The sequence below is a fragment of the Burkholderia sp. AU30280 genome (assembly GCF_020420125.1).
In the GTDB taxonomy this organism is placed as follows: Bacteria; Pseudomonadota; Gammaproteobacteria; order Burkholderiales; family Burkholderiaceae; genus Burkholderia.
Genome location: NZ_JAIZRY010000003.1, coordinates 398,021 through 423,940 on the forward strand (window position 1 = coordinate 398,021; position 25,920 = coordinate 423,940).

Here is a 25,920-nt window from a genome sequence, read left to right on the forward strand (position 1 = left end):
GCATCACGGCGCGCTCAATCGAGCGCGCGCCCGAAGATGCGGATCACTTCGTCGAGATGCTCGGCCATCGCGCGACGTGCGGCGTCCGGATCGCGTGCGCGGATCGCATCGAGGATCGCGCGGTGCTCCAGTTCCGAGCGGTGCGGCATGTCGTCCGGCATGTACAGCGACTGCAGCCGCTGGAACATCAGGTCGTACTTGTGCGCAAGCAACTGCTTGATCATCAGCGCATACGCGGCGTTGTCGCTCGCCTCCGCGATGCGGATATGAAACAGCCGGTCGCCCGGATGCGTGAGCGAACCGCTGCGGTTGTCTTCCTGGTTGCGCAGGAACGCCTCGTGAATCCCTTCGATCTGCTCGTCCGAGCCGTGCCTCGCCGCCAGCGACGCCGCTTCCGGCTCGATCAGCCGGCGCGCCTGCAGCAGCGCGAACGGCGGGATTTCGGTATCGAGATCGAGTGCGATGCCGAGTTCGGGATCGATCTCGACGATCGTGAACGGCGCGGCTTTCGTATCGGGTTCGGGTGCCGCTGTGGCTTCGGGGTGGCGCACCTTCACGCCATCGCCGACGCGCACGCTTACGAGCCCGCTCACTTCTAGCGCGATCAGCGCCTCGCGCACCGACGTGCGCGACACGCCGAACTGTTCGGCGAGTTCGCGCTCGGGCGGCAGATAGCTGCCCGGCGGAAAATCGCCGGACGCGATCATCGCACTGAGCTTGTCGGCGATCTGCTGGTAGAGGCGGCGGTTCTGAATCGGCTGGATGGACATACGTTGAGGCAGGTGATCGGTTTCGTTCCGGACGGTCTGACGAATCGAACAGACCGTTCGCGCCTATTCTATATGCCGCGCTTCGCCGCGCCCGGCACCGCATAGCAACGCGCGGCGGTGCCGCCCCACAGCGCGTTGCGCTCGGCCGCCGACAGCCGCGATTCGGCCCAGCGCTCGACGATCGACGCGACTTCGTCATACGACGCGGCCAGCAGGCACACGGGCCAGTCCGACCCGAACATGAGCCGCTGCGGGCCGAACGCGTCGAGCGCCGCGTCGAGACACTGCTCGATATGCCGGACGTCCTTCCCGCGCAGGCCACGCTTCCAGTCGGCTTCGGTCACGAGCCCCGACAGCTTGCACGCGACATGCGGCAGCGCGCCCAGCTCGCGCAACGCGGCGCGCCAGCGCGCGAGCGCGGTGTCGTCGTGCTCGAAATCGGCGAGCGCGGGCTTGCCGACGTGATCGAGCACGAGCCAGTGCGCGTCGTGCCGCGCGCAGAACGCATGCACGTCCGGCAACTGGCGCTCGAACACGAGCACGTCGTATACGTATCCATTCGCCTGCAGCCACGCGACGCCGCGATTGAAGCCCGGCTCCGCGACGAACGCGCCGGCATCGGCTTCGTCCTGTACCTGGTGACGGAAGCCGCGCAGCTTCGGGCTGCGCCATTCGGCGACACGCTCGGCAAGCTCCGGCGCGGCGAGATCCTCCCAGCCGACCACCGCCGCGATGCGCACATCGTCGCGCGCGAGATCGAGCAGGAATGCCGTCTCGTCGCGCCCGGCGCGCGCCTGCACCGCGATCGACGCACCGATTGCCTGCGCGTGCATCAGCGGCCACAGCGCATCGGGCAGGTAGTCGCGCGCGAGCACCTCCATCCCGGCGCCGATCCACGGGTAGTCGGCGGCGCGATAGCGCCAGAAGTGCTGATGGGAATCGATACGCACTGCGCCCATGATGCCCTCGTGTCCGGTCGGCGCGGCGGCGGCGCGCGCCACCGCCGCCCGACGCAACGCTCAGTCGTACAACACCGCCGCGATCTTCGGATCGTCGATATTGGTCTTGTCGTACCAGTAGAAACCGGTATCGATGACCTTCGGCAGCTTCTCGCCCTTGATCGCCTTCACGGCCGCCTCGACGGTCTTGTAGCCGATCCCGACCGGGTTCTGCGTGATCGCGCCGGCCATCAGCCCGCTGCGGATCGCGTCCTTCTGCTGCTTGCCGGAATCGTAGCCGACGATCACGACCTTGCGCTTCATCTCGCGCACGCCGTTGACCACGCCGATCGCCGAGCCTTCGTTGGTGCCGAACAGCCCCTTGAGCTTCGGATACGCCTGCAGGATCGACTTCGTCACCTCGGTCGACTTCAACTGGTCGCCTTCGCCGTACTGAACGGTCACGACCTGCACCTTCGGATACGCCGATTTCATGCGTTCGAGAAAGCCGTCGCGACGGTCGATGCCGGTGCGGCTCGTCTGATCGTGCGCGACCACGGCCACCTCGCCTTCGTCGCCGATCAGCGCGGCAAGCTTGTCGGCGGCCAGCGCGGCGGCGGCCTTGTTGTTGGTCGCCGCCGTCGTGACCGGGATGTCGCTGTCCACGCCCGAGTCGAATGCGATCACCGGGATCTTCTCGGCCTGCGCCTTCTTCAGCAGCGGCAGCGCGGCCTTGCTGTCGAGCGCCGCGAAACCGAGCGCGGCCGGCTTCTTCGCGATCGCGGCCGACAGCATGTCGATCTGCTTGTCGACCATCGCTTCGGTTTCGGGGCCTTCGAACGTCACCTTCACCTTGTAGTCCTTCGCGGCCTGCATCGCGCCCGCTTTCACGGCCTGCCAGAACTGATGCTGGAAGCCCTTCGAGATCAGCGGGATATAGGTTTCCTGCGCCTGCGCGCCGGCGGTGACGCCGACGGCGAACGTCAGCCCGACGATCGCGTTCAACACCTTGCTCCTGATCACTTCGCGTCTCCTTTTTTCGTATCGACTGGAACGACTGGGACGCCGGCCGGAACCGGCGATGAAGCACATGCCTGCTCGAATGCGTCCGTTCAGCGGCGCCGCCGGCGCAGGATATCGACGTAGACGGCGAGGATGATGATCACGCCCGTCACGACCGTCTGCCATTCCTGCGCGACCGACATGATGCGCAGGCCGTTCGTCAGCACGCTCATGATGAACGCGCCGATGATCGTGCCGACGATGCTGCCCGCGCCGCCCGACAGCGACGTGCCGCCGATCACGACGGCCGCGATCGCATCGAGCTCGTAGCCCTGCCCGAGCGCGGGCTGCGCGGAATTGAGCCGCGATGCGATCAGCAGCCCGGCGATCCCGCACACCGCGCCGCTGAACGTGTAGACCGCGATCTTCCACGCATCGACGTTCACACCCGACAGCCGCAGCGCCTCTTCGTTGCTGCCGAGCGCGAACGTATAGCGGCCGAAGATCGTGCGGTTCAGCACGATCGACGCGCCGATCGCGACGAGGAACAGGATCAGCACCGCGTTCGGAATCGGCAGCACCGGGATCAGGTTGCCGATCAGCGAATCCTGCGCGATCGACGTGAAGCCCGGCGTGTCGTTGAAGTAGATCGGCCGCGTGCCCGAGATCACGAGCGACAACCCCTTGAGCAGCATCATCATGCCGAGCGTCGCGATGAACGGCGGCACCTTCATCTTCGCGATCACGAAGCCCGATACGCAGCCCGACAGCGCGCCGAAGCACAGCGCGGCCAGGATCCCGAGCGGCAGCGGCATGCCCCAGTTCGTCAACACGACGCCGGCCATCACCGCGCAAAACGTCATCAGCGTGCCGACCGACAGGTCGATGCCCGACGTAATGATCACGTAGGTACAGGCGACAGCCAGCACGCCGTTCACCGCGGTGGCCTGCAGGATCGCGACGAGGTTGTCGACCTCGAGGAAGTTCGGCGACGCGATGCTGAAGAATACGATCAGCAGCACGAGACTCGCGAACGCGAGCAGCTTCTGGCGCGCGGCCGGGTTGAAGAAGCGGGCTCGGAAGCCGGATGCGCCGGCCGGCGTGTCGCCGGAAGCGAGAGGCGGAACGGGATGCGTATCGTTGGACATGATCGTAGGGGCTGAATCAGGACAATACGGTCGACTCGCGCTGCGTCGCGAGCTGCATGATCTTTTCCTGCGTGGCGTCGGCCGCGCGCAATTCGCCGGTCACGCGCCCTTCGCACATCACGAGAATCCGGTGGCTCATGCGCAGTACTTCCGGCAACTCCGACGAGATCATCACGATCGCCTTGCCGTCGGCGGCGAGCGCGTCGAGCAGCTTGTAGATCTCGCTTTTCGCGCCGACGTCGATGCCGCGCGTCGGCTCGTCGAAGAACAGGATGTCGCAGTCGCGCAGCAGCCACTTCGCGATCACGATCTTCTGCTGGTTGCCGCCCGACAGCAGCCGCGCCGGCTGCGTCACCGACGGCGTGCGGATCGCGAGCTGCCGCACGTACGCCTGTGCGGTGTCGCGCAGCGCACGCGCATCGAGAAACACGCCGCGGCGCACGAAGCGGCGCATGCTCGCCAGCGCGATGTTGTTCTGCACGTCCATCCCGACCGCAAGCCCGAAGTGCTTGCGATCCTCGGACAGGTAGCCGATGCCGTGCTTCACCGCATCGGCCGGCGCGCGAATCGTCACGGTCTTGCCGTGCACCCGGATCTCGCCCGCGTCGACCGGGTCCGCGCCGAACACCGCGCGCGCGACCTCGGTGCGGCCCGCCCCCATCAACCCGGCGAAGCCGAGAATCTCGCCGCGCCGCAGCGTGAAGCAGACATCGCGAATCGCGCGGCCGCGCGACAGCCCGCGCACTTCGAGCGCGACGTCGTTCGCGGACGTATCGGGCGGCGTGCGCCATTCGGTTGCGAGCTGGCGTCCGACCATCATCGCGATGATCGCGTCCATCGACGTGTCCGCCATCGGCACGGTCGCGACATACTTGCCGTCGCGCATCACGGTCACGCGATCGGCGATCTGGCGCAGCTCGTCCATCTTGTGCGAGATGTAGACGATGCCGACGCCGTGCGCGCGCAGGTCGCGGATGATGCGGAACAGCTCGGCGATTTCCGCGTTGTTGAGCGCGGCGGTCGGCTCGTCCATGATCAGCACGCGCGAGTCGAACGACAGCGCCTTCGCGATCTCGACCATCTGCTGCTTCGCCACCGTCAGCCGTCCGACCGGCGTACGCGGGTCGAGATCGAGCCGCATCCGCGCGAAGATCGCTGCCGCGTCGCGGTTGAGTGCCGCTTCGTCGACGAACACGCCGAAGCGGCCGCGCGGCTCGCGGCCGATGAAGATGTTCTGCGCGACGCTCAGGTGATTCATCAGGTTCAGCTCCTGATGAATGATGCCGATCCCGAGCGCCTGTGCGGCGCGTGGATCGGCGATCTCCACCGCGCGGCCATCCATCCTGATCTCGCCGCCGTCGCGCGGGTAGACGCCCGCGAGAATCTTCATCAGCGTCGACTTGCCGGCGCCGTTCTCGCCCATCAGCGCATGCACTTCGCCGGCACGCAGGTCGAAACGGCAATCGTCGAGCGCCTGCACGCCCGGGAAGCGCTTGCCGATACCAGTCATTGCGATCAACGGCGGCGCGGTGTTCGGGTTCAGGTCCGGTTGCATGGCGCACCGCCCTCAGCTGATCGCACGATCGAGGTGCGTATAGCCGCCGTCGACGAACAGCCACTGGCCCGTCGTGTGCGATGCGCGCGCCGACAGCAGGAACACGGCCGTATCGGCGATTTCGTCGGCCGTCGTGAAGCGTTTGCCGAGCGGCACCTTGCCCGCGATGCCGGCCAGCTTCGCGTCGGGGTCGTCGAAGCCGGCAAGCCAGCTCCGGTAAAGCGGCGTCATCACCTCGGCCGGGATCACCGCGTTCACGCGCACGCCGTCGTCGCGCAATGCGACGGCCCATTCGCGTGTCAATGCGAGCTGCGCGCCCTTCGACGCGCAATAGCCGCTCGTGTTGCCCTGCCCGGTGACGGCCGTCTTCGACGAAATGTTGACGATCGCGCCGCGCGTCGCCTTCAGGTGCGGCACGCAGTAGTGCGCCATCACGTAGTAGTGGATCAGGTTGCGTTCGAGCGACGCGACGAACGCGTCGCGACCGGCATCGAGGCCGATGCTGTCGTTGACGCCCGCGTTGTTGACCAGGCCGTCGAGTCGGCCGAAGCGCGCGATCGTTTCCGCAACCGCGTCGCGGCATTGCGCATCGTCCTGCAATTCGACCGAGATGCACGCGGCACGCGACTGCTTGCTCACGAGTGCGCGCCAGAACGCATCGTCGGGCGCGTGGCGCGCGAACACCACCGGAATTGCGCCTTCTTCGGCAAGCCGCATCGAAATCGCGGCGCCGATGCCCGACGCGCCGCCGGTCACGATCACGATCTTGTCCTGCAGATTCAAATCCACTTCGCGTCTCCGTCGTTCATATTGTCGGCACGCTCGACGCGTGTCAGCCGCGGAACCGGTATTGCTCCAGCGATTCGGGCTTCATCTCGATCGAGAAACCGGGCGCCGTCGGCGGCATGTACGCCGCGCCGCGCACGACGCACGGTTCGACGAAATGCTCGTGCAGGTGATCGACGTACTCGGTCACGCGCCCTTCCTTCGTGCCGGCAATGCAGATGTAGTCGATCATCGACAGATGCTGCACGTACTCGCACAACCCGACGCCGCCCGCATGCGGGCACACGGGCAACCCGTACTTCGCGGCCATCAGCATCACCGCGAGAATCTCGTTCACGCCGCCGAGCCGGCACGCATCGATCTGCACGACGTCGATCGCACCGCGCGCGATGAACTGCTTGAACAGCACGCGGTTCTGGCACATCTCGCCGGTCGCGACCTGCACGGGCGCGATCGCCTCGCGGATCTTGCGATGCCCTTCGACGTCGTCGGGGCTCGTCGGCTCCTCGATGAACCACGGCCGCGCGAACGCCAGCTCGCGCACCCAGTCGATCGCCTCGTCGACTTCCCACACCTGGTTCGCGTCGATCATCAACTGGCGGTCCGGGCCGATCACCTCGCGCGCGATCGTCACACGGCGGATGTCGTCCTCCAGGTTCGCGCCGACCTTCAGCTTCACGTACTCGAACCCGGCCTCGACGGCTTCGCGGCACAGCCGCCGCAGCTTGTCGTCGCTGTAGCCGAGCCAGCCGGCCGACGTCGTGTAGCACGGGTAGCCGTCGCGCTCGAGCAGCGCGATCCGTTCCGCCTTGCCCGGCACCTGCCGGCGCAGCAGGTCGAGCGCTTCATCCGGCGTCAGGCAGTCGGTCAGGTAGCGGAAGTCGATCGCACGCACCAGTTCCTCCGGGCGCATGTCGGCGACAAGCCGCCACAGCGGCTTGCGTTCGGCTTTCGCCCACAGATCCCATACCGCATTGACGACGGCCCCCGTCGCCAGGTGGATCGCGCCCTTGTCGGGGCCGATCCAGCGCAACTGGCTGTCCGACGTGACGTGCCGCCAGAAGCGGCCCATGTCGGCGCGGATCCAGTCGAGGTCGAGGCCGACGACGAGGTGACGCATCGCGTCGATCGCCGCGCAGCAGATCTCGTTGCCGCGCCCGATGGTGAACGTGAGCCCGTGACCTTCGAGCCCGTCGCGGTCGGTTTCGAGCACGACGTAGGCTGCCGAATAATCGGGGTCCGGATTCATCGCATCGGAGCCGTCGAGCTGGCGCGAGGTCGGGAAGCGCACGTCGAGGACGCGCATCGATCGAATGATAGGCATGACGAATCGTCCGCGAAAGGAAATCAGGCCTGCACGGTGCGCTGGCGCTGCTCGCCGAGCCCGTCGATGCCGAGCGTGATCAACTGCCCGGCGCGCAGATAAACGGGCGGTTTCTGCCCGAGACCGACACCCGGCGGCGTGCCGGTCGAGATCACGTCGCCCGGCTGCAGGCTCATGAAGCGGCTCAGGTAGCTGACCAGGTGCGGCACGCGGAACACCATCGTCGCGGTCGTGCCGTTCTGGTAGCGATGGCCGTCGACGTCGAGCCACAGCCGCAGCGCATGCGGATCGGGCACTTCGTCGGCCGTCACGAGCCACGGGCCGAGCGGCCCGAACGTGTCGTTGCCCTTGCCCTTGTCCCACGTGCCGCCGCGTTCGAGCTGGAATTCGCGCTCCGACACGTCGTTCACGACGCAGTAGCCGGCGACGTGCGACAGCGCATCGGCTTCCGCGATATAGCGGCCGCCCTGGCCGATCACCACGCCGAGCTCGACTTCCCAGTCGGTTTTCTCCGAGCCGCGCGGAATCTCGACGTCGTCGTTCGGCCCCGAGATCGCACTCGTCCACTTGCCGAACACGACGGGCTCCTTCGGCACGTCCATCCCCGATTCGGCCGCGTGGTCGGAATAGTTGAGCCCGATGCAGATGAACTTGCCGACGCGACCGACGCACGCGCCAAGCCGCGGCGTGCCTTCGACGAGCGGCAGCGACGACGGCGGAATGTCGCGCAGCCGCGCGAGCGACGCCGGCGCCAGCACATCGCCGGCGATATCGTCGATCACGCCGGACAGGTCGCGAATGTGGCCCTGCGCATCGAGCAGGCCCGGCTTTTCATGGTGCTTGTCGCCAAATCTCAGCAGTTTCATGTCGTCTTGAGCGGAAACGGAAAGTGAAGGGGAACGCGCGGTCAGTTCGACCAGCCGCCGTCGATCAGGTGAATCGCGCCGGTCGTAAACGACGCTTCGTCGGACGCGAGGTACAGCGCGAGCGCGGCCACTTCTTCCGCGCGGCCGATGCGGCCGATCGGCTGGCGCGCGACGAATGCCTGGCGCACCTCGTCGGTCGACACGTGGCGCGTGCGCGCCTGGTCCGCGATCCGCTGCTCCAGTGAAGGCGATTCGATCGTGCCCGGGCAGATCGCGTTGCAGCGGATGCCCCGCTCGACGAAATCGGCGGCCACCGCCTTGGTCAGCCCGATCACGGCCGCCTTGGTCGTGCCGTAGACGAAGCGGTTGGGCACACCCTTCACGCTCGACGCGGCCGAGGCCATGTTGATGATCGACGCGCCGCCGGCCTCGAGCATCGCGGGCAAGAGCGCGCGGATCAGCCGGTACATCGACGTGACGTTCAGGTTCAGCGAGAACGCCCAGGCTTCGTCGTCGCAGTCGAGGATCGAGCCGTGGTGCACGAAGCCCGCGCAGTTGAACAGCACGTCGAACGCACGCTCGCGCGCGGCGAGCGCCGCGACGTCCTGCGCATCGGTGACGTCGAGCCGCCGCGTGGCGAGCCGGCCGCCCGCGTGTTCGGCGTCGGCCTCCAACCGCACGAGCGCGGCTTCGTTGATGTCGGTCGCCAGCACGTCGGCGCCCTCGCTCGCGAACCGCAGCGCGGTCGCGCGGCCGATGCCCTGCCCGGCCGCCGTCACCAGCGCGCGTTTGCCCTGCAATCTCATGAGCACCTCCCGAAAATGCCGGCCACCCGTCGGCCGATTGGCACAAAGGACTAAAGGTCCAACCAATCATAGGAAGGGATGGCACGTTTGTCACGGAATCGGGATTCAGTATTTACCCGGGCGGCGAAATCGGGCGGTTGAGCACGGATCCGGTGCTCGATGGCGCCAATGGGCATGTCCAGCGACCCGCACAGCCTCGATACGGCGGGCCTTCCGGCCGGTTTACCGCACATGTCCCGGCGCGGCACCTCGTCAAACTGACAAAAAAGTCATGTTCACGTCAGGGTCTCAACGGGATGCGCGCGTCATCATGGCGTACCGGACTGCGCTTCCGGTCCATCGCCACCCCGCCCGCGTCCGATCCCTGCGGGCACCTCCGTCCCCCGGCGATGGGCTCCGTGACTGGGCGAGCAGACACGGCGCGCAGGCCGATTTTCCGCCCCGGACTTCGCGTCCGGGGCGTTTTTGTCTGTGGTTTCCAAGAAAATAAGCGTGGATTGTTTCTAAATCGGCAAAAGGTAATTTGAGCCAGACAGGATGTTTTTTCCGGTCACAGACGCTTACATTTAGCGCACCACTCATGGAAACCGCTACGGATTCGCCATCGGGTAGTGACATCCACTGCCAAGGCCGAAACCGCACGAGCTTTAGGAAACGGCAAATGAAGGCCTCCAAATCCCTGCCTGCGCTCGATCCCGCCGACGTCCACGTCGAAATCCTCGAACAGTCCGATACGCTGCTCGTCGTCCGCTGGGTCGAACCTGGCCGCTGTCACTATGGTGAACAGCGCTGGCGCCGCCGCTTCGCGCAACGCACCGGCACCTGCGCGCTGTCGCGCCAGGTCATCCACCGCGGCGACGAAGTCTTCCGTCCGGCCGAACGCCCGGCGCCCGCGAACGCGGCCGCGATGATTTCCGCCGCCGAAGTGCTCGCGCTGGCCGGCGGCAGGTAAATCCTGCCGGCCGCGCGTCGCGGCACACGCCGCCACACGATGCGCCGGCCCTAGAAGCACCGGCCTAATTCCCCCGCTTGTCTGCCACGCCTGCGCGCACTATCGTTACACTATTCAATGTAATGATTACGCGCCGCGGCCGCCTGGTCGCGCCGATGGAGGCAGACATGCATGCATGGAGCGCGCGCCACGTCCCGGCGCAAGGCGGCAAGGTCGCGGTCGTGACCGGCGCCAACAGCGGGCTCGGCTGGCAGCTGGCGGAAACGCTGGCCGCGAAAGGCGCGACGGTCGTGATGGGCTGCCGCGATGCGGCCCGCGCCGCACAGGCGGCCGATGCGATCCGCCAGCTCCATCCCGATGCCCGCGTCGAAGTCGACGCGCTCGACCTCGCCGATCTCGCGTCGATCGCACGCTTCGCGGCCGAGGTGGCCGAACGCCACGGCCGCGTCGATATCCTCTGCAACAACGCCGGCGTGATGTTCCTGCCGCTGCGCCATACGCACGACGGCTTCGAGATGCAGTTCGGCACCAACCACCTCGGCCATTTCGCACTGACCGGCCACCTGCTGCCCGCGCTGCGCGCCGCGCGCCGCGCGCGGGTCGTGACGATGTCGAGCGGCCTCAACCGCGGCGGCCGGATCCGCGTCGACGACCTGCGCGCCGAGCACCGCTACAACCGTTATCTCGCCTATTGCGACAGCAAGCTCGCGAATCTCGTATTCGCGATCGAACTGCAGCGCCGTTTCGAGCGCGCGGCGTTCGCCGGGATCAGCGTGGCCGCGCACCCGGGCTACGCGGCGACCAACCTGCAGTTCGCCGGCCCGGCGATGGACAGCTCGCCCGCCCGTGCCGCGCTGATGCGTGCCGCGAACCGTTATCTCGCGCAACCGGCCGACCAGGGCGCGCTGCCCGCGATCCATGCCGCGACCTCGCCCGATCTCGCTGGCGGCGCGTATATCGGACCGTCCGGCTGGTTCGAGTCGCGCGGGCTGCCGGCGCCCGCGAGCGTGCCGCGTGCGGCGCGCGACGTGGCCTCGGCGGCACTGCTGTGGGAAGCATCGGAAACCGCGACGGGCGTGCGCTTCCTCAGTTCGGGCGCGCCGGCCGGACGCTCGCCGGGCCGGCCGTTCGACACGGCGGCCGAGGCGCGCTGAACCGCGCATCGCCATCCGCAATAGTCTTCCCACTTGTTGCACCAACCGAAGAGAAAGCTGGTTGAAAGACTGATTCGGCGCGCTACTGTTACCGCCCAGGAAACAATCTATCGTCAAAATCAGCGTTTACCCTGAACCTTCCGATGACTAAGATTTGATCAATCGCTTAAGACATGGTGTCGAGAGCGAACTCAATAAAACACCGGAGGTCATCATGAAATCGCTCGTTTCCGCAGTCGTTGCCGCTGCCGCCCTGTCCGCTTCGTTTGGCGCATTCGCCCAAAGCACCGTGACCCGCGCGCAAGTGAAGAACGAACTGGTCCAGCTCGAACAAGCCGGCTACAAGCCGGGCCTGTCGAGCCCGTACTACCCGAACGACATCCAGAGCGCAGAAGCGCGTGTTCATGGTGCCGACACCAGCGGCTACGGCGCGCAACCGGCCCCGGCCGTCCACTCGGGCGCCCCGGCAGCGTCGTCGAACGCTCGCGACTCGATCTTCTTCGGCCAGTAAGCCGATGCGCCCCCGGCGGGCGCCGCGCGTCGCGCGATGAAGCAGGAAAGTCCGGACGAGCCCCCTTGCGGGGCTCGTCCTTTTTTATGAAACGCATACCTCCGCCGCCCGGCAACGGGTGGCTTCGCCCGGGCGCCTTGCGGCCGGGCGCTTTTTCGTCCAGGAAGTCACTCGACGAGCGCCATGGCGGCAGCAAGGCCGCAGCGAATCCAAGGCCCGACTACAAGAACAACGGCGGGTTGATTCCCAAACGGCGATTGCCCGGAAACCCCGAACTCGCGTACCGCACAGGCGCTCCTCGTGATGCAGCGGACCTCTCGCAGACTCGGCGGATCGGCATCAAGGATTGATAACCGGCGTTTCAACCGGGGCGAATCACCAAGAACAAGCAGATATAACCGATAAAGAAAACAAGGATCTGCTGCCCGTCGAGCCGTCATGCAAGCAGACGCACAACTTGCGCCAATTTTCCGCTCAAGTTTTCGACGTAGTTGCCGATAGGTAGTGGGTTATTGCTACGGCCGATGTCGACAAGGGAGATCGCTTCCAATCAAGTGATCGTTGACTTCGTGCGGCGAAACCTCAGGGTTTGGCTATGACGGGGTGCATCGCCAGAGAGCGAGCGAATTTCGACAATTAAATACGAGTCCGACTTTCCCGTGCCAGGGCAGATCGGATCAGAACAAGAACAACCAATATGGATTTGTTACGGGGTGGCGTCGGCATCGAATCGACGCCAGGGACGCATTACGCGTCCAAAAGCAATTCGCTTCCGCAAAACGGAGCAGCCGACTATCGCAGCGACATCGACGGGCTCCGTGCAGTCTCCGTTCTCGCCGTGCTCCTGTTCCACGCATTTCCCACGCTGATACCTGGCGGGTTCGTCGGCGTTGACGTGTTCTTCGTGATATCGGGCTACGTCATCACGAAACACGCGTTGCGCGAAATCGATGCCGGTACATTCAGTTTTTCCGGATTCTATGCGCGCAGGATTCGACGGATCTTCCCCGCACTGCTGCTTGTTTTCGTTGGGCTGTACGCATTCGGCTGGCAGACAATGCTGCCGGAAGAGTTCAAACAGCTCGGCAAGCACATCGCCGGCGGGGCCGCCTCCGTTGCGAATCTGGTCCTTTGGCGCGAGGCTGGCTATTTCGACGTTTCCGCCGAGCAGAAGCCGCTCCTTCACCTTTGGTCGCTCGGTGTCGAAGAGCAGTTCTATCTCGTATGGCCCGTATTACTGGTCGGAGCGTGGCGTCTGAAATGGTCACCCTTTTGGCCGATTGCGATCGTTGGCCTCGGCTCGTTTCTGATGGGCGTGCTCACGCTGCCGCATGATCCGGTCGGCGCATTCTATTCGCCGCTGACGCGCGCCTGGGAGCCGATGCTCGGGGCATTCCTCGCGGTCAGGCACCACACTGCCTGTGAGCGGATGCCGTCGGCCGGCTCGGCCAATGCGCAGGCAAGTGCCGGCATCGCTTTGCTGACCGCCTCCGTATTCCTCGTAGACAAATCCCTGCCATTTCCGGGTTGGTTGGCGCTATGCCCGACCATTGCAGCCTGCCTGTTGATCCACGCCGGTTCCAACTCGCCATTCGCGCAGAGAGTGCTAGGCTGCCGACCGCTGGTGACGATCGGCCTGATCAGCTATCCGCTCTACCTGTTTCACTGGCCATTGCTGTCGGCGCTCCGGATCCTGAGCAGCGACGCTGCGCCGGCGACGTGGCGTGCCCTGGCGTTGTTGGCCGGCTTCCCGCTGGCGTTTCTGACGTATCGGTACATCGAGACACCGATCAGAAAATCACGCTACCCGAGACTGATTGTCACGACGCTGATCGTCCTGATGGCTGGATGCGCCTTTGCCGGCTACAACGATTATTCACGAGGCGGCCTGGAGTTCCGCATGTCGCGGATGGTTGGAGCCTTTGCCGATGGCGTGGATTTTGACCGAGACCGGATCTGGCGTCGGGGGCAATGCTATCTCGAGGGAGACGACCGAGGATTCAGCCCGACTTGCGTGGATGGCGGCTCAGGGCCGATCGTCATGCTGTGGGGGGACTCGCGAGCTGCGGCACTGTCCCCGGGGCTACGCAGTGCAAGCGCCGAACGGGGCATTCGATTTGCGCAACTGAGTACGTCGGGCTGCCCGCCGCTCGTCGGTAGTGGTGATGGAAGATGCAAGGAATCGAACGAAAGCGCGCTTGCGTTTGTGCAAACGGTGAAGCCTGCGACAGTTCTGCTGACGGCGAACTGGAGTTCCGATCGGCTGCAGGCGCTTCCGGGTACGATCGACGCCTTGCGGGCCGCCGGCGTCAAGCGGATCGTGCTGATTGGCCAGGTCGCCACGTGGCAGAGCGCTCTACCCAAGCTGTACTGGCTTTACTGGCGGGAGCATCACGAGACGTTGCCGTCGCGAACGAGCTTCGGGCTCGATCCAGCGTCGAAGCGCTACGATCAAGAGGGTGCAGCAACGGCGATGCGACTCGGAATCGAGTATGTCTCGGCTTTCGATGCGATGTGTGACGCCCGAGGATGCATCACTCGAACCGGCAGCGGCCGGGGTAGCATCGTCATGTTCGACGATTCCCACTTGACGCCGGCGGGCGCCATTGCCGTGTCCAGTCGCATCGCGTCGAACCTGTTTGGAAAATAGGCATCGTCGCGCAAATTTCGCCGGGACTCAAACCAGCTAGCGGTCCGCACGCCATCCCGGACCGCGCCGATACAACACGACACCTACCATGTATCAACAACGCGTCCGGGCAGGCACCGACCGCGACAACACCCGCCATCGCGACAGCAGTTCGTCGCGATCGACGTAACAGCCCTGCAGGTGCCGGCGGCCCGTCGACGGATCGAACTCGGTACGCGCATGCAGCACGCGCCGGTTGTCGAACGCCCACATGTCGCCCGCCCGCAGCCGGCGCTGCGCGCGAAAGCGCGGCTCGCGCGCCAGCGCGAGGAACCGCCGGTACGCGCGATAGACGGCCGCGACCGAGCCGGCCGGCGCATCGAGCGGCCCGCGCAGGAAGTTCGCGACGCGCACCTCGGTGACATTGCCGCGCGCATCCAGCCCGATCACCGGCGCCGAGCAGCGGTAGTCGCTGTTCGCGCTCTTGTTCCAGAACTCGAACGGCGTCGACGCGAGTTGTTCAAAATCGTCCGGATGCTCGCGCCGCAACGCATCGGCAAGCGCGAAGCCGTCGAGGAACACGCTGTCGCCGCCCGTTGCATCGTTCGCGAGGCAATGCAGGAACTGCACGCCCGGCTGCAATTCGCGGGTCGGCAGATCGGTATGCGGCGGCAGGTTCAGCGACGTATACGCATTGCTGTCCGGACGCGGCTTCGATTCGACGTCGAACAGCACGCCGAAATTGCTCTCCCGGATCAGGCCGACACGGCGCGCGATCTGGTCGACACGGCCACGCTCGGCCGGCACGCCTTCGACGAGCGTCAGCCCCGTGCGTTGCAACGCGGCAAGCCACGCGAGCAATGCGCCGTCGTCCTCCATCACGTCGCGCCACGCGAACACGCCGATGGCCGTCGCATCGTCGCCGGCCCACACGTGCCGACCGTGCGCGGCCTGGCGCTCCGCGCGCGACGCGTCGTCGTATGCATGCGCGCGCAACCAGCCCGGCGACCACGCGCTGCGATGTCCGTCGTTCCACTCGACATGCAGCGCACCGTCGGTTTCGACGTGCACCGCGAGCGCGGCGAGATCGTCGCGCGCATCGGCGATCTCGAACACCTGTTCACGCGTGACGGCATGCACGCACGCGGAACACGCGCAGTTGTCGCGCAGCCAGTCGAAATGAAACGGCGATCGTCGCGCGTCGCTCCATTCGATGTCCACCGCGCCGTCGCCAATCGTCGCCGCCGCAATGGCCGCGTCCGCCGAAACCGTCCGCCAGTCCTCGATACGCTGTTGCGCTGCCTGCATCGTTACCTCCCGGAAACGCCCGCTACGCGTGTGGTGCGAGCAGAAACCCGCCGACCGTCCGGTGCAGCCGCGCCACCTGCGGACTCGTCCCGAGCGCGCGCCAGCAGCCGTGCACCAACCCCTCTCCCATCCAGTAGTGCGCGACGCCGCCGGCCGCGCGAATCCGTTCGACGTACACGCGCGCATCGTCACGCAGCGGATCGTGTTCCGCGCCGATCGCGAGCACGGGCGGCAGGCCATCGAAACGCGAAGCCGCGAGCGGCACCGATGCGCGCAGCAGCGGGTTGCCGTCTCGCAGCGCATCGGACAGGCCGCCTTCCCAGTACAGCGCGCGATAGCGATGGACGTCGTCGAGCGTCAGCATCGGCGCGTGCGCTTCCGTTTCGCGCGCGGGCGATTGCGGTTCGAACCCGAGCATCGGATAGACGAGCGCGATGCCGTCGACACCGCCTTCGCCCGCATCGCGCAACGCGGTGGCCGCGGCCGCCGCAAGCATGCCGCCCGCGCTGTCGCCCGCGAGCGTCAGCGGATGCACGCACGGCCCGAACGGCCAGCGTGCGTCGCGCGCGGCGCGCGTGACCTCCAGGCAATCTTCTAGCGCGGCCGGTGCGCGATGCTCGGGCGCGAGCCGGTAGTCGACCGCGATCACGTCGAGCCCCGTATCGGCCGCCAGTTGCGCGGTGATCAGCGCATGACTGTCGAGCGAGCCGACGACGAAGCCGCCGCCATGAAAGAACAGCACCGTGCCGCGCGGCGCGCCGTGCGCGGACGTGTAGCGCCGCAACCCGATCGCGCGGCCGTCGGGCGCCTGCCAGACGGCGTCCTGCTGCACGATGCCGGCCGGCAGCGCAGCCGGGGTCCATTCGGCCGCGAAGCGGTCGTACAGGCGGCGCTGCTCGCCGGGCGAGCGCGCGGCCGCATCGGCCGGATACCACGCGTCGACGGCTGCAACGAACGTCGCGATTTCCGGTTCGAGCATCGTGTGCGCTCCGTGATTGAAGATTCGCGCCGGCTAACGGCGCGGCGGCAGCGCGATCACGCGGCCCGCGTACGCGGGCGCCGCGCAATCGCGCTGCAACGCATGCAGCCCGGCCACGCGCGCAGCCACGTCGTCGTCGAACGGCGCCGATTTCGCGCCATCGCGCGTATCGACGTGCAGCAGCATCTGCTCGCTCGCCGCGACCGCATCGTCGTGCCCGGCCGCGAACAGTTCGAGATACAGGTGCAGCCGCTTCGCGTCGTGCGCGAGCACGCGCGCGTCGACGCGCACCTGCGTGCCCTCCTTGATCTCGCGCAGGTAGTTCACGTGCGCTTCGAGCGTATAGACCGAGCGGCTCCGCTCGCGGCGCGCGGCGTCATCGAGGCCGATGCGATCCAGCAGCGCATCGGTCGCGAAGCTGAAGATCAGCAGATAGAACGCATCGCGCAGGTGGCCGTTGTAGTCGACCCATTCGGGCCGCACCGCGTCCCGGTAAATCGTCAGCGGGGTATCGCCGGTCATCGTCTCTCGTCCTCAGTCTTCGAATCGCATCCCGTGCCGCGCCTTCACCGCGGCGATCGACTTCAGCACCTCGGTGATGCACTCGTCGCGATAGCGTTCGAGTTCCTTGATGCTGCGCGTGCCCTGCTGTTCGGTCGTGCCTTCGACGACGCTGTCGATCAGCGCATCGGTCAGCGTAGGCGCAACCAGCTTCGTCCACGGCAATTCGAGCGCGGGGCCGAACTGCTGCATGAAGTGTCGCATGCCCGCGTCGCCGCCCGCGAGCGTGTAGGTCAGGAACGTGCCCATGAACGACCAGCGGATGCCCGCGCCGAAGCGGATCGCGTCGTCGATCTCGCCGGTCGTCGCGACGCCTTCGTTGACGAGGTGCAGCGCTTCGCGCCACAACGCTTCGAGCAGCCGGTCGGCGATGAAGCCCGGCACTTCCTTGCGCACGTGCAGCGGCCGCATGCCGAGCGTGCGATAGATCTCCATCGCGCCTTCGACCGCTTCCGGCGACGTGCGCGCGCCGCCGAGCACCTCGACGAGCGGCAGCAGGTAGACGGGATTGAAAGGATGGCCGACCACGCAGCGCTCCGGATGCGTCGCCCGCGCGTAGAAATCCGTCGGCAGCAGCCCCGACGTCGACGACGCGATGATCGCGTCGGGCTTCGCCGCGCGGCTGATCTGCTCGTGCAGTTCGAGCTTCAGCGCCTCGCGCTCGGGCGCACTTTCCTGGATGAAATCCGCATCGGCGACGCATTCCTCGATCGTCGCCACGAAACGCAGCCGCGCGGGATCGGCGCCCGGCGCGAGGCCGACGCGTTCGAGCGCGGGCCACGCGTTCGCGACGTTCGCGCGCAACCGTTCTTCCGCACCCGGCGCAGGGTCCCACACGACCACGTCGAGACCGTGCGCGAGCGCGCGGGAAATCCATCCGCTGCCGATCACGCCGGTGCCGATGGCGGCGAACGTCTTGATGTCGGTCTTCACAGCCATGTCAATGCATCCTTCCAATCAGGGGAAATCGGCGGGCGGCCGCGCCTGTGCGTGCCGCCGCGTCGTATCAATCAGTCGGGGAAAAACTCACGCAAACTCGGCGAGCGCACGGCGTTCGAGCGGACGCTCGCCGCGTGCGGGCAAGCCGAGTTTGCGGCGGCCTTCGGCCGGCGTCAGCACGCGGGCGCCGAGCCGCTCGACGATCTCGCGCGCGCGTTCGACGAGCGTGCCGTTGGTCGCATGCACGCCGCGATCGAGCCAGATGTTGTCTTCGAGGCCGACGCGCACGTGGCCGCCGAGCAGCATCGCCTGCGCGACCATCGGCATCTGCATGCGGCCGATCCCGAAGCCGGCCCAGTGCGCGCCCGGCGGCAGGTTGTCGACCATTGCCTTCATCGTGCCCGTGTCGGCCGGCGCGCCCCACGGAATGCCGAGGCACAGCTGGAACAGCGGCGGATCGTCGAGCAGCCCTTCCTTCAGCAACTGCTTCGCGAACCACAGATGGCCCGTGTCGAAGATCTCCAGTTCCGGCTTCACGCCGAGTTCCTGGATGCGCTTCGCGCCGGCGCGCAACTGCGCGGGCGTCGACACGTAGATGTAGTCGCCATCGCCGAAATTCAGCGTGCCGCAGTCGAGCGTGCAGATTTCGGGCAGCAGTTCCTCGACGTGCGCGAGGCGCGTGAGGCCGCCGACCAGGTCGGTGCCCTTGCCGAAACGCATCGGGTCCTCGCCGGGGCCGATCTCGAGATCGCCGCCCATGCCGGCCGTCAGGTTGATGATCACGTCGACGTCGGCCGAGCGGATGCGGTCGACCACTTCGCGGTACAGGTTCGGGTCGCGGCTGCCGCGCCCCGTCTGCGGATCGCGCACGTGGCAGTGCGCCACCGTCGCACCGGCCTTCGCGGCCTCGATCGCGGCGGCCGCGATCTCCTTCGGCGTGACCGGAATCGCCGGATGCTTGCCGACCGTATCGCCCGCGCCGGTGACGGCGCAGGTGATGATGACTTCGTGGTTCATGCTGGTTGCCTCGCTTGAATCGGGTTGTGTCGCATTGCGGGTGTTTCGTCGGGGCGCACCGGTGGATGCGCGCGGGTCGTCACAGGCCGAGATACGCCTTCACGGCCGGCAGCCCGTCCTTGCCGTCGAACGTCTTGACGCCCGCGAGCCACGGATCGAGCACCTGCGGGTTCTTCTTCAGGTACGCCTTCGCGGCTTCGGCCGGCTTCGTCTTGTTCATCACCGACTGCATCAGCTGGTTCTCGAGCTGCGTCGAGAAGCGCAGGTTCGTGACGAGCTTGCCGGCATTCGGGCAGCGTGAAATGAAGTCGGGCGCGGTGAGCGTGTACACGCGCGCCTCGCCGTAGTTGGGCCCGAACGACGCGTCGCCGCCGGAGAGATAGTTCATGCTGAGCTGGATGTTCATCGGATGCGGTTCCCAGCCGAGGAAGACCACCCACTTCTTCTCGCGAATCGCGCGCTCGACCGTCACCAGCATCCCGGCCTCGCTCGATTCGACGAGCTTGAAGCCGCCGAGCCCGTACTGGTTCGTGTCGATCATCTTCTGGATCGTCGCGTTCGCGCTGCTGCCCGGCTCGATCCCGTAGATCTTGCCGTCGAGTTCCGCGCGGTGCTTCGCGATGTCCTCGAAGGTCTTCAGGCCGGCCTGGTATTCGTAGCTCGGCACTGCGAGCGTCGCCTTCGCGCCCGACAGGTTCGGCGGTTCGACGACGTTGATCGACTTGCTGTCGAGGAACGGCTGCAGTTGCTTCTGCTGCACGGGCCACCAGTAGCCGAGCGACACGTCGAGCTGCTTGCTCTTCAGGCCGGCGAACGAGATCGGCACCGACGCGATCGTCGTGGTCGGCTTGTAGCCGAGCGCCTCGAACACGGTCGACGCGAGCGCCGTGGTCGACGTGATGTCGGTCCAGCCGATATCCGCGAAACGCACGGTGCGGCAGGTCGCGGCATCCGTTTCGGCAAGCGCGGCGTGTGTGAACGCGCCGGTCGCCAGCACGGCCGCGGCAAGCGCGGCGATCTTCGTCGACTTCATGGTTCGTTTCCTCCCGGTGGGACTCGCGGCAGCCGGTGCGCGGGGTGTGCCCGGCCTGCATCGTGGGAGTAAAAGTAACGAGCCATATTGGTCGCGAGAAGACCGGCGGCGACCTGTTCTTGACTGTTTGCGACTATGAGTGGAAACCACTAGGTTTCCCGAGATGCTTGGTGGACGGGGTTTTCACGGGAGTGAAAGATGGATTCAGCTTGTCCACATGCGGCGCGATGCTTTCGACTTAGCCCGGGCGAAACGGCGGGCCGGTGCGGCTTCGGCCCCGCGGCGCTCGCGCCGCCCCGACGAACGGGTGTCACGGGCACGTGTGAAGCTGGTCCGGTCTCCAGCAGCCGAAAGGGCATTTCGCATTGCGGAATCTACGCCGGATTCTCGCGCCGCGGCCTTTTCGTCGCTTGAAAACATGTTTTACATCGCAAAAACTGCAACGTATCTCATTGAAAAACAAGAAAAAATAATGTCTTATGTCTTATATAAGACATCGCCAAAAGCTCAACGGGCGGCGTTACTATTTGTCCATGCAGTTCGCTTCGACAGACGCAGCGGGCACGCTCAACCAGTTACTCAAACGCGCTTTGCTCCCAGGAGATTGACATGGCCCAGTATCAAGACGACATCAAGGCAGTTGCCGGTTTGAAAGAAAACCACGGCAGCGCGTGGAATGCGATCAACCCCGAGTACGCCGCCCGCATGCGTGCCCAGAACAAGTTCAAGACGGGCCTGGACATCGCCAAGTACACCGCGAAGATCATGCGCGCCGACATGGCCGCCTACGACGCCGACCCGACCAAGTACACGCAGTCGCTGGGTTGCTGGCACGGCTTCATCGGCCAGCAGAAGATGATCTCGATCAAGAAGCACTTCAACAGCACCGAACGCCGCTACCTGTACCTGTCCGGCTGGATGGTTGCCGCGCTGCGCTCGGAGTTCGGCCCGCTGCCGGACCAGTCGATGCACGAAAAGACCTCGGTCAGCGCGCTGATCCGCGAGTTGTACACGTTCCTGCGCCAGGCCGACGCCCGTGAACTGGGCGGCCTGTTCCGCGAGCTGGACGCCGCCAAGGATGCGGCGGCGAAGGCCGCGATCCAGGACAAGATCGACAACCACGTCACGCACGTGGTGCCGATCATCGCCGACATCGACGCCGGTTTCGGCAACGCGGAAGCCACGTACCTGCTGGCCAAGCAGTTCATCGAAGCGGGCGCATGCTGCATCCAGATCGAAAACCAGGTGTCCGACGAGAAGCAGTGCGGCCACCAGGACGGCAAGGTCACCGTGCCGCACGAGGATTTCCTCGCGAAGATCCGCGCGATCCGCTACGCGTTCCTGGAACTGGGCGTGGACGACGGCATCATCGTGGCCCGTACCGACTCGCTGGGCGCCGGCCTGACCAAGCAGATCGCCGTGACCAACACGCCGGGCGACCTGGGCGACCAATACAATTCCTTCCTCGACTGCGAAGAACTGTCGGCCGACCAACTGGGCAACGGTGACGTCGTCATCAAGCGCGACGGCAAGCTGCTGCGTCCGAAGCGCCTGCCGAGCAACCTGTTCCAGTTCCGCGCCGGCACGGGCGAAGCGCGCTGCGTGCTGGATTGCGTCACCGCGCTGCAAAACGGCGCCGACCTGCTGTGGATCGAAACCGAAAAACCGCATATCGCACAGATCGGCGGCATGGTCAGCGAGATCCGCAAGGTCATCCCGAACGCGAAGCTGGTGTACAACAACAGCCCGTCGTTCAACTGGACGCTGAACTTCCGTCAGCAGGCGTACGACGCGATGAAGGCCGAGGGCAAGGACGTGTCCGCCTACGACCGTGCGCAGCTGATGAGCGTGGAATACGACGAGACGGAACTGGCCAAGCTGGCCGACGAGAAGATCCGCACGTTCCAGGCCGACGCATCGCGTGAAGCTGGCATCTTCCATCACCTGATCACGCTGCCGACGTACCACACCGCCGCGCTGTCGACCGACAACCTGGCCAAGGAATACTTCGGCGACCAAGGCATGCTGGGCTACGTGGCCGGCGTGCAGCGCAAGGAAATCCGTCAGGGTATCGCCTGCGTGAAGCACCAGAACATGTCCGGCTCGGACATCGGTGACGATCACAAGGAATACTTCAGCGGCGAAGCAGCGCTGAAGGCGGCAGGCAAGGACAACACGATGAACCAGTTCTGATACCGGTCATCGCCGAAGCGAAACGCCAACCCGGCCGGGTTGGCGTTTTTTTTGTCCGGCGAGTCGTGCCGACGAACCGCCGTCGGCCACCGCGCGCCGGGCCGGGCGCGCCGCGAAAACACGCCGTCGACGCGCAAAACCCGCGATAATCTTCCGCTGACGCCGACCGTTCGGCGCCTGCGAGCCGGCCGCGGCGCGTGCCCGTCGGTTCGCCATCGCGTGCCAGACGCGACGACCACCGGATCCCATCCCCTGCCCCGATGCCCGAGGATTTCCACTTCCTGCTGCTGCCCGGCTTCTCCGCGCTCGGCTTCATGTCCGCGGTCGAACCGCTGCGCGTCGCGAACCGCTTTCGCGCCGAGCTCTATCGCTGGCACGTGATCAGCGCCGACGGCGCGCCCGTCGCCGCGAGCAACGGCATTCCGGTCGCCGCCGAAGCCGCGTGCGCGGAGGTCGGCAACGTCGATACGGTGTTCGTCGTCGCGGGCTTCGATCCGCTCGTGTGCTACACGCGCGCGATCGGCGACTGGCTGCGCCGCCAGCACCGTCATGGTGCAACGCTCGGCGGCATCGACACGGGCAGCTTCGTGCTCGCGGAAGCCGGGCTGTTCGACGCGTCGCAACCGCTCACGCTGCACTGGGAAGCGCTGGCCGCGTTCCGCGAACGCTACCCCGGCCTGAACGCGACGCAGGAGCTGTTCGAGATCGACGACCGGCGCATCACGTGCGCGGGCGGCACCGCGTCGATCGACATGATGCTCGACCTGATCGGGCGGCGGCACGGCGCCGATCTCGCGGCAGCGATCTCCGAGCAGTTCGTCGTCAGCCGGATCCGGCAGCGCTCCGACAGCCAGCGGCTCGAGATCGCCGCGCGCTACGGCGTGCACAACCGCAAGCTGATCCAGGTGATCGGCACGATGCAGCGGCACATGGAAAACCCGCTCGGCTCCGATGCGCTCGCGCAAGAGGTATCGATTACGCGCCGCCAGCTCGAACGGCTGTTCAGCGCGACGCTGAACGACACGCCGACGCATTTCTACCTGAACCTGCGCCTCGATCGCGCACGCGAACTGCTGCAGCAGACCGACATGAGCATCACATCGGTGTGCGTCGCGTGCGGGTTCGAATCGCCGTCGCATTTCTCGCGCACGTATCGCACGCGATTCGGGTTGAGCCCGCGCAACGACCGGCGCGCGACACGCTGATCGTCGCCGGTTTCAAGCACAATCCAGCGCGGTATTGCACGTTCCGGCAGCGTTTCCCGCCGCTCGCTGAACAATTCAGGCGATTGATCGACGAACCGAAGCGGTCATCGAAAATAAATTGGAATGTCGCTGAAAATATTCTGTAACATACCAAAAAAAGTTAGATAGGTAGCCTAACGACATGCATGCTGCGTCCAGACGCGCATCGCACTGCGCGGGCTATCGACCGATATCGATCCGATCCGAGGGGTATGACATGACGATGCTCGATTCGCCGTCGCCGCACCTGCCTGCCGTTCGCTTCTTCGTCCGCTCCCCCCGCTCTTCGCCCGTCTGTTTCTTTTCGACCTGACATTTAGGGTTCCTTAGTCAGTCGGCACTCCCAACACCGCTGCGCCGCGCCGGTTCCCTCGAATCGGCGCGCGGGCCGTGTCGTGCCTGCGCGCCACGAACGCGCGGGCGTGTCCAACCGTTGAGATGAGGATCACGTATGCAGACATCACGCAAAGCACTGCCGCTCGCCCTGGGTCTCGCGCTCGGTTTCGGCATCGTCGGCGGCACCGCGGCCGATACGAAAGTCTCGAATCCGCAAGCAACGAGCCTGCGCGAAAGCCTGACGCGCGGCGTCGCGCCGCCGGCCGCCAAGGCCGACACGGCCGCCGGGCAGTTCCGCCCGGACGGCGTCGCCGTCACGCTGTACAACCCCGCGTATCGCGCGAAGAAAGCCGCCACGACGCCTGCCGCCACCGCGCGCGACTTCGTCGCGTCGCAGGCCACGCAGCTCGGGCTCGACGCGACCGCGCTCGCGAGCCTCGTCGTCACGTCGGAGCGCAACGATGCCGACTTCACCGTCGTGCGCCTGCAGCAGCAGGCGGCCGGATTGCCCGTGTACGGCAGCGATATCGCGGTGACGGTCGCGAAGGATGGCCGCATCCTGTACGTCGCGAGCAACACGATCAACGGCGTGGTGGCGACGTCGCGCAAGTCGCAGGCCGTCGACCAGCAGCAGGCGCTCGACCGCGCACGCGCGTATCTCGGCGTGAGCGGCTTCACGAACCTCGATGCGCAGCTCGTCGCGTTCGTCGACAAGACGGGCACGCATACCGCATGGAAGGTGCGCGGCCGCCCGAACGACGGTCCGAAAGGCGACTGGGAACTGCTGATCGACTCGGGCAGCGGCGAAGTGCTGCGCGCCGAGGACAAGGCGTTCTACGCGACCGACGGCACGGGCTTCGTGTTCCGGCCCGATCCGCTGTCGCCGACCAGGAGCAGCTACGGCAGCACGGGCTACAAGGACAGCAACGACGCCGATTCGTCGCAGCTCACCGCTGCACGCGTACGCGTGACGCTGAAGGATCTCGCGCAGTCGGGCGCGCGCTACTCGCTGTCGGGCCCGTACGCGGTATGCGTCGATTTCGATGCGCCGCTCGACAAGGCGTGCCCCGTGCAGTCGACGCCCGCGTTCGAGTTCACGCGCGGCAACCTGTATTTCGAGGCCGTGAACGCGTATTACCACATCGACACGTTCCTGCGCTACGTGAACCAGACGCTCGGTATCAAGGCGCTGCCGTACCAGTACACGGGCGGTGTGCAGTACGACCCGCACGGCGAATCGGGCGACGACAACTCGTCGTACTCGTCGAGCAGCGGCCGGCTGACCTTCGGGCAAGGCGGCGTCGACGATGCGGAGGATGCGGACGTCGTGATCCACGAGCTCGGCCACGGCATCCACGACTGGGTGACGAACGGCGGCCTGTCGCAGCAGGAAGGTTTGTCCGAAGGCACCGGCGACTATCTCGCCGCCGCATACAGCCGCGACTTCAACCAGTGGAGCCCGACGGATGCGCAGTACCACTGGGTCTACAACTGGGACGGCCACAACGAGTTCTGGGGCGGCCGCGTGACCAACTGGAACGTCGGGCGCACCTATGCGCAGGCGCGCGGCGCGGAGATCCATACGGCCGGCCAGTACTGGGCGTCGTGCAACCTCGTCGCGCGCGACGCGATCGGTGCGCAGGCGATGGACAAGGCGTTCCTGAAAGGGTTGTCGATGACCAACAGCTCGACCAACCAGAAGGCCGCCGCGCAGGCCGTGCTGACCGCCGCATCCGCGCTCGGCTACAGCAACGCGCAACTCACCGCGATCGGCAATGCGTACAACCAGAGTTGCACGTACGGCGTGACCGTACCGAAGAAGTCGTAAATCCGCAGCAGGCGGGGGCGCATCGCACGGCCTGCGGCACG

Annotated in this window: 22 protein-coding genes; 7 read left to right on the forward strand and 15 right to left on the reverse strand. The window is 66.1% G+C overall.

The genetic code is table 11. From position 1 onward, the window contains the following. Positions 1–14: 14 nt before the first annotated feature. From LGN17_RS09250 to LGN17_RS09290, 9 genes are all read right to left on the reverse strand, one after another. Positions 15–770, reverse strand: a complete 756-nt coding sequence (locus LGN17_RS09250; RefSeq protein WP_175971599.1) for a FadR/GntR family transcriptional regulator — start codon at positions 768–770, stop codon at positions 15–17. A gap of 68 nt (positions 771–838) precedes the next feature. Beyond that, positions 839–1,729 carry an amidohydrolase family protein gene (locus tag LGN17_RS09255; RefSeq protein ID WP_226196108.1) on the reverse strand — a complete coding sequence of 297 codons (891 nt, stop codon included), beginning with the start codon at positions 1,727–1,729 and terminating at the stop codon, positions 839–841. Between the two features lie 60 nt (positions 1,730–1,789). Continuing rightward, positions 1,790–2,731: an ABC transporter substrate-binding protein gene (locus LGN17_RS09260; protein WP_226196109.1), complete on the reverse strand. Its 942-nt coding sequence runs from the start codon at positions 2,729–2,731 to the stop codon at positions 1,790–1,792. Between the two features lie 89 nt (positions 2,732–2,820). After that, positions 2,821–3,858 carry an ABC transporter permease gene (locus tag LGN17_RS09265; RefSeq protein WP_226196110.1) on the reverse strand — a complete coding sequence of 346 codons (1,038 nt, stop codon included), beginning with the start codon at positions 3,856–3,858 and terminating at the stop codon, positions 2,821–2,823. Positions 3,859–3,874: 16 nt separating this feature from the next. After that, complete coding sequence (locus tag LGN17_RS09270; protein WP_226196111.1) at positions 3,875–5,413, reverse strand: sugar ABC transporter ATP-binding protein; 1,539 nt, start codon at positions 5,411–5,413, stop codon at positions 3,875–3,877. A gap of 12 nt (positions 5,414–5,425) precedes the next feature. Next, on the reverse strand, positions 5,426–6,202 hold the full coding sequence (locus tag LGN17_RS09275) for an SDR family oxidoreductase (RefSeq protein ID WP_226196113.1): 777 nt from the start codon (positions 6,200–6,202) through the stop codon (positions 5,426–5,428). Between the two features lie 43 nt (positions 6,203–6,245). After that, entirely contained in the window at positions 6,246–7,523 is a 1,278-nt protein-coding gene (locus LGN17_RS09280; protein WP_226196115.1) for an L-fuconate dehydratase, read from the reverse strand. 23 nt (positions 7,524–7,546) lie between these two features. Further along, on the reverse strand, positions 7,547–8,389 hold the full coding sequence (locus tag LGN17_RS09285) for an ureidoglycolate lyase (protein WP_226196117.1): 843 nt from the start codon (positions 8,387–8,389) through the stop codon (positions 7,547–7,549). 41 nt (positions 8,390–8,430) lie between these two features. Continuing rightward, positions 8,431–9,195, reverse strand: coding sequence for an SDR family oxidoreductase (locus tag LGN17_RS09290; protein WP_226196119.1), 765 nt, complete (start codon positions 9,193–9,195; stop codon positions 8,431–8,433). Between the two features lie 661 nt (positions 9,196–9,856). Between LGN17_RS09290 and LGN17_RS09295 the strand changes: the two genes are divergently transcribed. The 4 genes from LGN17_RS09295 to LGN17_RS09310 all read left to right on the forward strand — a co-directional run bounded on the left by LGN17_RS09295 (position 9,857) and on the right by LGN17_RS09310 (position 14,462). Then, positions 9,857–10,147 carry a DUF3331 domain-containing protein gene (locus tag LGN17_RS09295; protein WP_175953142.1) on the forward strand — a complete coding sequence of 97 codons (291 nt, stop codon included), beginning with the start codon at positions 9,857–9,859 and terminating at the stop codon, positions 10,145–10,147. Between the two features lie 167 nt (positions 10,148–10,314). After that, complete coding sequence (locus tag LGN17_RS09300; protein ID WP_226196121.1) at positions 10,315–11,301, forward strand: oxidoreductase; 987 nt, start codon at positions 10,315–10,317, stop codon at positions 11,299–11,301. Positions 11,302–11,515: 214 nt separating this feature from the next. After that, positions 11,516–11,812 (forward strand): DUF4148 domain-containing protein, encoded by a 297-nt coding sequence (locus LGN17_RS09305; protein ID WP_175953140.1) that lies wholly within the window; start codon positions 11,516–11,518, stop codon positions 11,810–11,812. A gap of 697 nt (positions 11,813–12,509) precedes the next feature. Then, positions 12,510–14,462 (forward strand): acyltransferase family protein, encoded by a 1,953-nt coding sequence (locus tag LGN17_RS09310; protein ID WP_226196123.1) that lies wholly within the window; start codon positions 12,510–12,512, stop codon positions 14,460–14,462. 93 nt (positions 14,463–14,555) lie between these two features. On the opposite strand, the gene LGN17_RS09315 is transcribed toward LGN17_RS09310, so the two are convergent. The 6 genes from LGN17_RS09315 to LGN17_RS09340 all read right to left on the reverse strand — a co-directional run bounded on the left by LGN17_RS09315 (position 14,556) and on the right by LGN17_RS09340 (position 20,278). After that, a complete protein-coding gene (locus LGN17_RS09315) occupies positions 14,556–15,749 on the reverse strand; it encodes a TauD/TfdA family dioxygenase (protein ID WP_226196125.1) in 1,194 nt (397 codons plus the stop codon). A gap of 22 nt (positions 15,750–15,771) precedes the next feature. Then, a complete protein-coding gene (locus LGN17_RS09320) occupies positions 15,772–16,728 on the reverse strand; it encodes an alpha/beta hydrolase (protein WP_226196126.1) in 957 nt (318 codons plus the stop codon). A 33-nt stretch (positions 16,729–16,761) separates the two neighbouring features. After that, the gene (locus tag LGN17_RS09325; RefSeq protein ID WP_226196128.1) at positions 16,762–17,250 is read right to left on the reverse strand and encodes a thioesterase family protein; all 489 of its coding nucleotides are present in this window, start codon (positions 17,248–17,250) and stop codon (positions 16,762–16,764) included. Between the two features lie 12 nt (positions 17,251–17,262). Beyond that, positions 17,263–18,228, reverse strand: coding sequence for an L-carnitine dehydrogenase (locus LGN17_RS09330; RefSeq protein WP_226196130.1), 966 nt, complete (start codon positions 18,226–18,228; stop codon positions 17,263–17,265). A gap of 87 nt (positions 18,229–18,315) precedes the next feature. Beyond that, complete coding sequence (locus LGN17_RS09335; protein ID WP_175953135.1) at positions 18,316–19,245, reverse strand: 3-keto-5-aminohexanoate cleavage protein; 930 nt, start codon at positions 19,243–19,245, stop codon at positions 18,316–18,318. Positions 19,246–19,324: 79 nt separating this feature from the next. Continuing rightward, on the reverse strand, positions 19,325–20,278 hold the full coding sequence (locus LGN17_RS09340; RefSeq protein WP_175953134.1) for a choline ABC transporter substrate-binding protein: 954 nt from the start codon (positions 20,276–20,278) through the stop codon (positions 19,325–19,327). Positions 20,279–20,887: 609 nt separating this feature from the next. Here LGN17_RS09340 and LGN17_RS09345 point away from each other — a divergent pair. From LGN17_RS09345 to LGN17_RS09355, 3 genes are all read left to right on the forward strand, one after another. Further along, positions 20,888–22,471: an isocitrate lyase gene (locus tag LGN17_RS09345; RefSeq protein WP_175971580.1), complete on the forward strand. Its 1,584-nt coding sequence runs from the start codon at positions 20,888–20,890 to the stop codon at positions 22,469–22,471. 260 nt (positions 22,472–22,731) lie between these two features. Further along, on the forward strand, positions 22,732–23,676 hold the full coding sequence (locus LGN17_RS09350; protein ID WP_175953131.1) for a GlxA family transcriptional regulator: 945 nt from the start codon (positions 22,732–22,734) through the stop codon (positions 23,674–23,676). 490 nt (positions 23,677–24,166) lie between these two features. Continuing rightward, positions 24,167–25,879, forward strand: coding sequence for a M36 family metallopeptidase (locus tag LGN17_RS09355; protein WP_226196132.1), 1,713 nt, complete (start codon positions 24,167–24,169; stop codon positions 25,877–25,879). Positions 25,880–25,920: the final 41 nt, after the last annotated feature.

Excerpts from the sequence above, each read along its gene's own strand:
- LGN17_RS09330 (WP_226196130.1), bottom strand. The coding sequence starts at position 18,228 with ATGGCTGTGAAGACCGACATCAAGACGTTCGCCGCCATCGGCACCGGC.
- LGN17_RS09295 (WP_175953142.1), top strand. The coding sequence starts at position 9,857 with ATGAAGGCCTCCAAATCCCTGCCTGCGCTCGATCCCGCCGACGTCCAC.
- LGN17_RS09345 (WP_175971580.1), top strand. The coding sequence starts at position 20,888 with ATGGCCCAGTATCAAGACGACATCAAGGCAGTTGCCGGTTTGAAAGAA.
- LGN17_RS09315 (WP_226196125.1), bottom strand. The coding sequence starts at position 15,749 with ATGCAGGCAGCGCAACAGCGTATCGAGGACTGGCGGACGGTTTCGGCG.
- LGN17_RS09250 (WP_175971599.1), bottom strand. The coding sequence starts at position 770 with ATGTCCATCCAGCCGATTCAGAACCGCCGCCTCTACCAGCAGATCGCC.
- LGN17_RS09340 (WP_175953134.1), bottom strand. The coding sequence starts at position 20,278 with ATGAAGTCGACGAAGATCGCCGCGCTTGCCGCGGCCGTGCTGGCGACC.
- LGN17_RS09280 (WP_226196115.1), bottom strand. The coding sequence starts at position 7,523 with ATGCCTATCATTCGATCGATGCGCGTCCTCGACGTGCGCTTCCCGACC.
- LGN17_RS09320 (WP_226196126.1), bottom strand. The coding sequence starts at position 16,728 with ATGCTCGAACCGGAAATCGCGACGTTCGTTGCAGCCGTCGACGCGTGG.
- LGN17_RS09355 (WP_226196132.1), top strand. The coding sequence starts at position 24,167 with ATGCAGACATCACGCAAAGCACTGCCGCTCGCCCTGGGTCTCGCGCTC.
- LGN17_RS09310 (WP_226196123.1), top strand. The coding sequence starts at position 12,510 with ATGGATTTGTTACGGGGTGGCGTCGGCATCGAATCGACGCCAGGGACG.
- LGN17_RS09335 (WP_175953135.1), bottom strand. The coding sequence starts at position 19,245 with ATGAACCACGAAGTCATCATCACCTGCGCCGTCACCGGCGCGGGCGAT.
- LGN17_RS09290 (WP_226196119.1), bottom strand. The coding sequence starts at position 9,195 with ATGAGATTGCAGGGCAAACGCGCGCTGGTGACGGCGGCCGGGCAGGGC.
- LGN17_RS09265 (WP_226196110.1), bottom strand. The coding sequence starts at position 3,858 with ATGTCCAACGATACGCATCCCGTTCCGCCTCTCGCTTCCGGCGACACG.
- LGN17_RS09325 (WP_226196128.1), bottom strand. The coding sequence starts at position 17,250 with ATGACCGGCGATACCCCGCTGACGATTTACCGGGACGCGGTGCGGCCC.
- LGN17_RS09350 (WP_175953131.1), top strand. The coding sequence starts at position 22,732 with ATGCCCGAGGATTTCCACTTCCTGCTGCTGCCCGGCTTCTCCGCGCTC.
- LGN17_RS09300 (WP_226196121.1), top strand. The coding sequence starts at position 10,315 with ATGCATGCATGGAGCGCGCGCCACGTCCCGGCGCAAGGCGGCAAGGTC.
- LGN17_RS09270 (WP_226196111.1), bottom strand. The coding sequence starts at position 5,413 with ATGCAACCGGACCTGAACCCGAACACCGCGCCGCCGTTGATCGCAATG.
- LGN17_RS09305 (WP_175953140.1), top strand. The coding sequence starts at position 11,516 with ATGAAATCGCTCGTTTCCGCAGTCGTTGCCGCTGCCGCCCTGTCCGCT.
- LGN17_RS09285 (WP_226196117.1), bottom strand. The coding sequence starts at position 8,389 with ATGAAACTGCTGAGATTTGGCGACAAGCACCATGAAAAGCCGGGCCTG.
- LGN17_RS09255 (WP_226196108.1), bottom strand. The coding sequence starts at position 1,729 with ATGGGCGCAGTGCGTATCGATTCCCATCAGCACTTCTGGCGCTATCGC.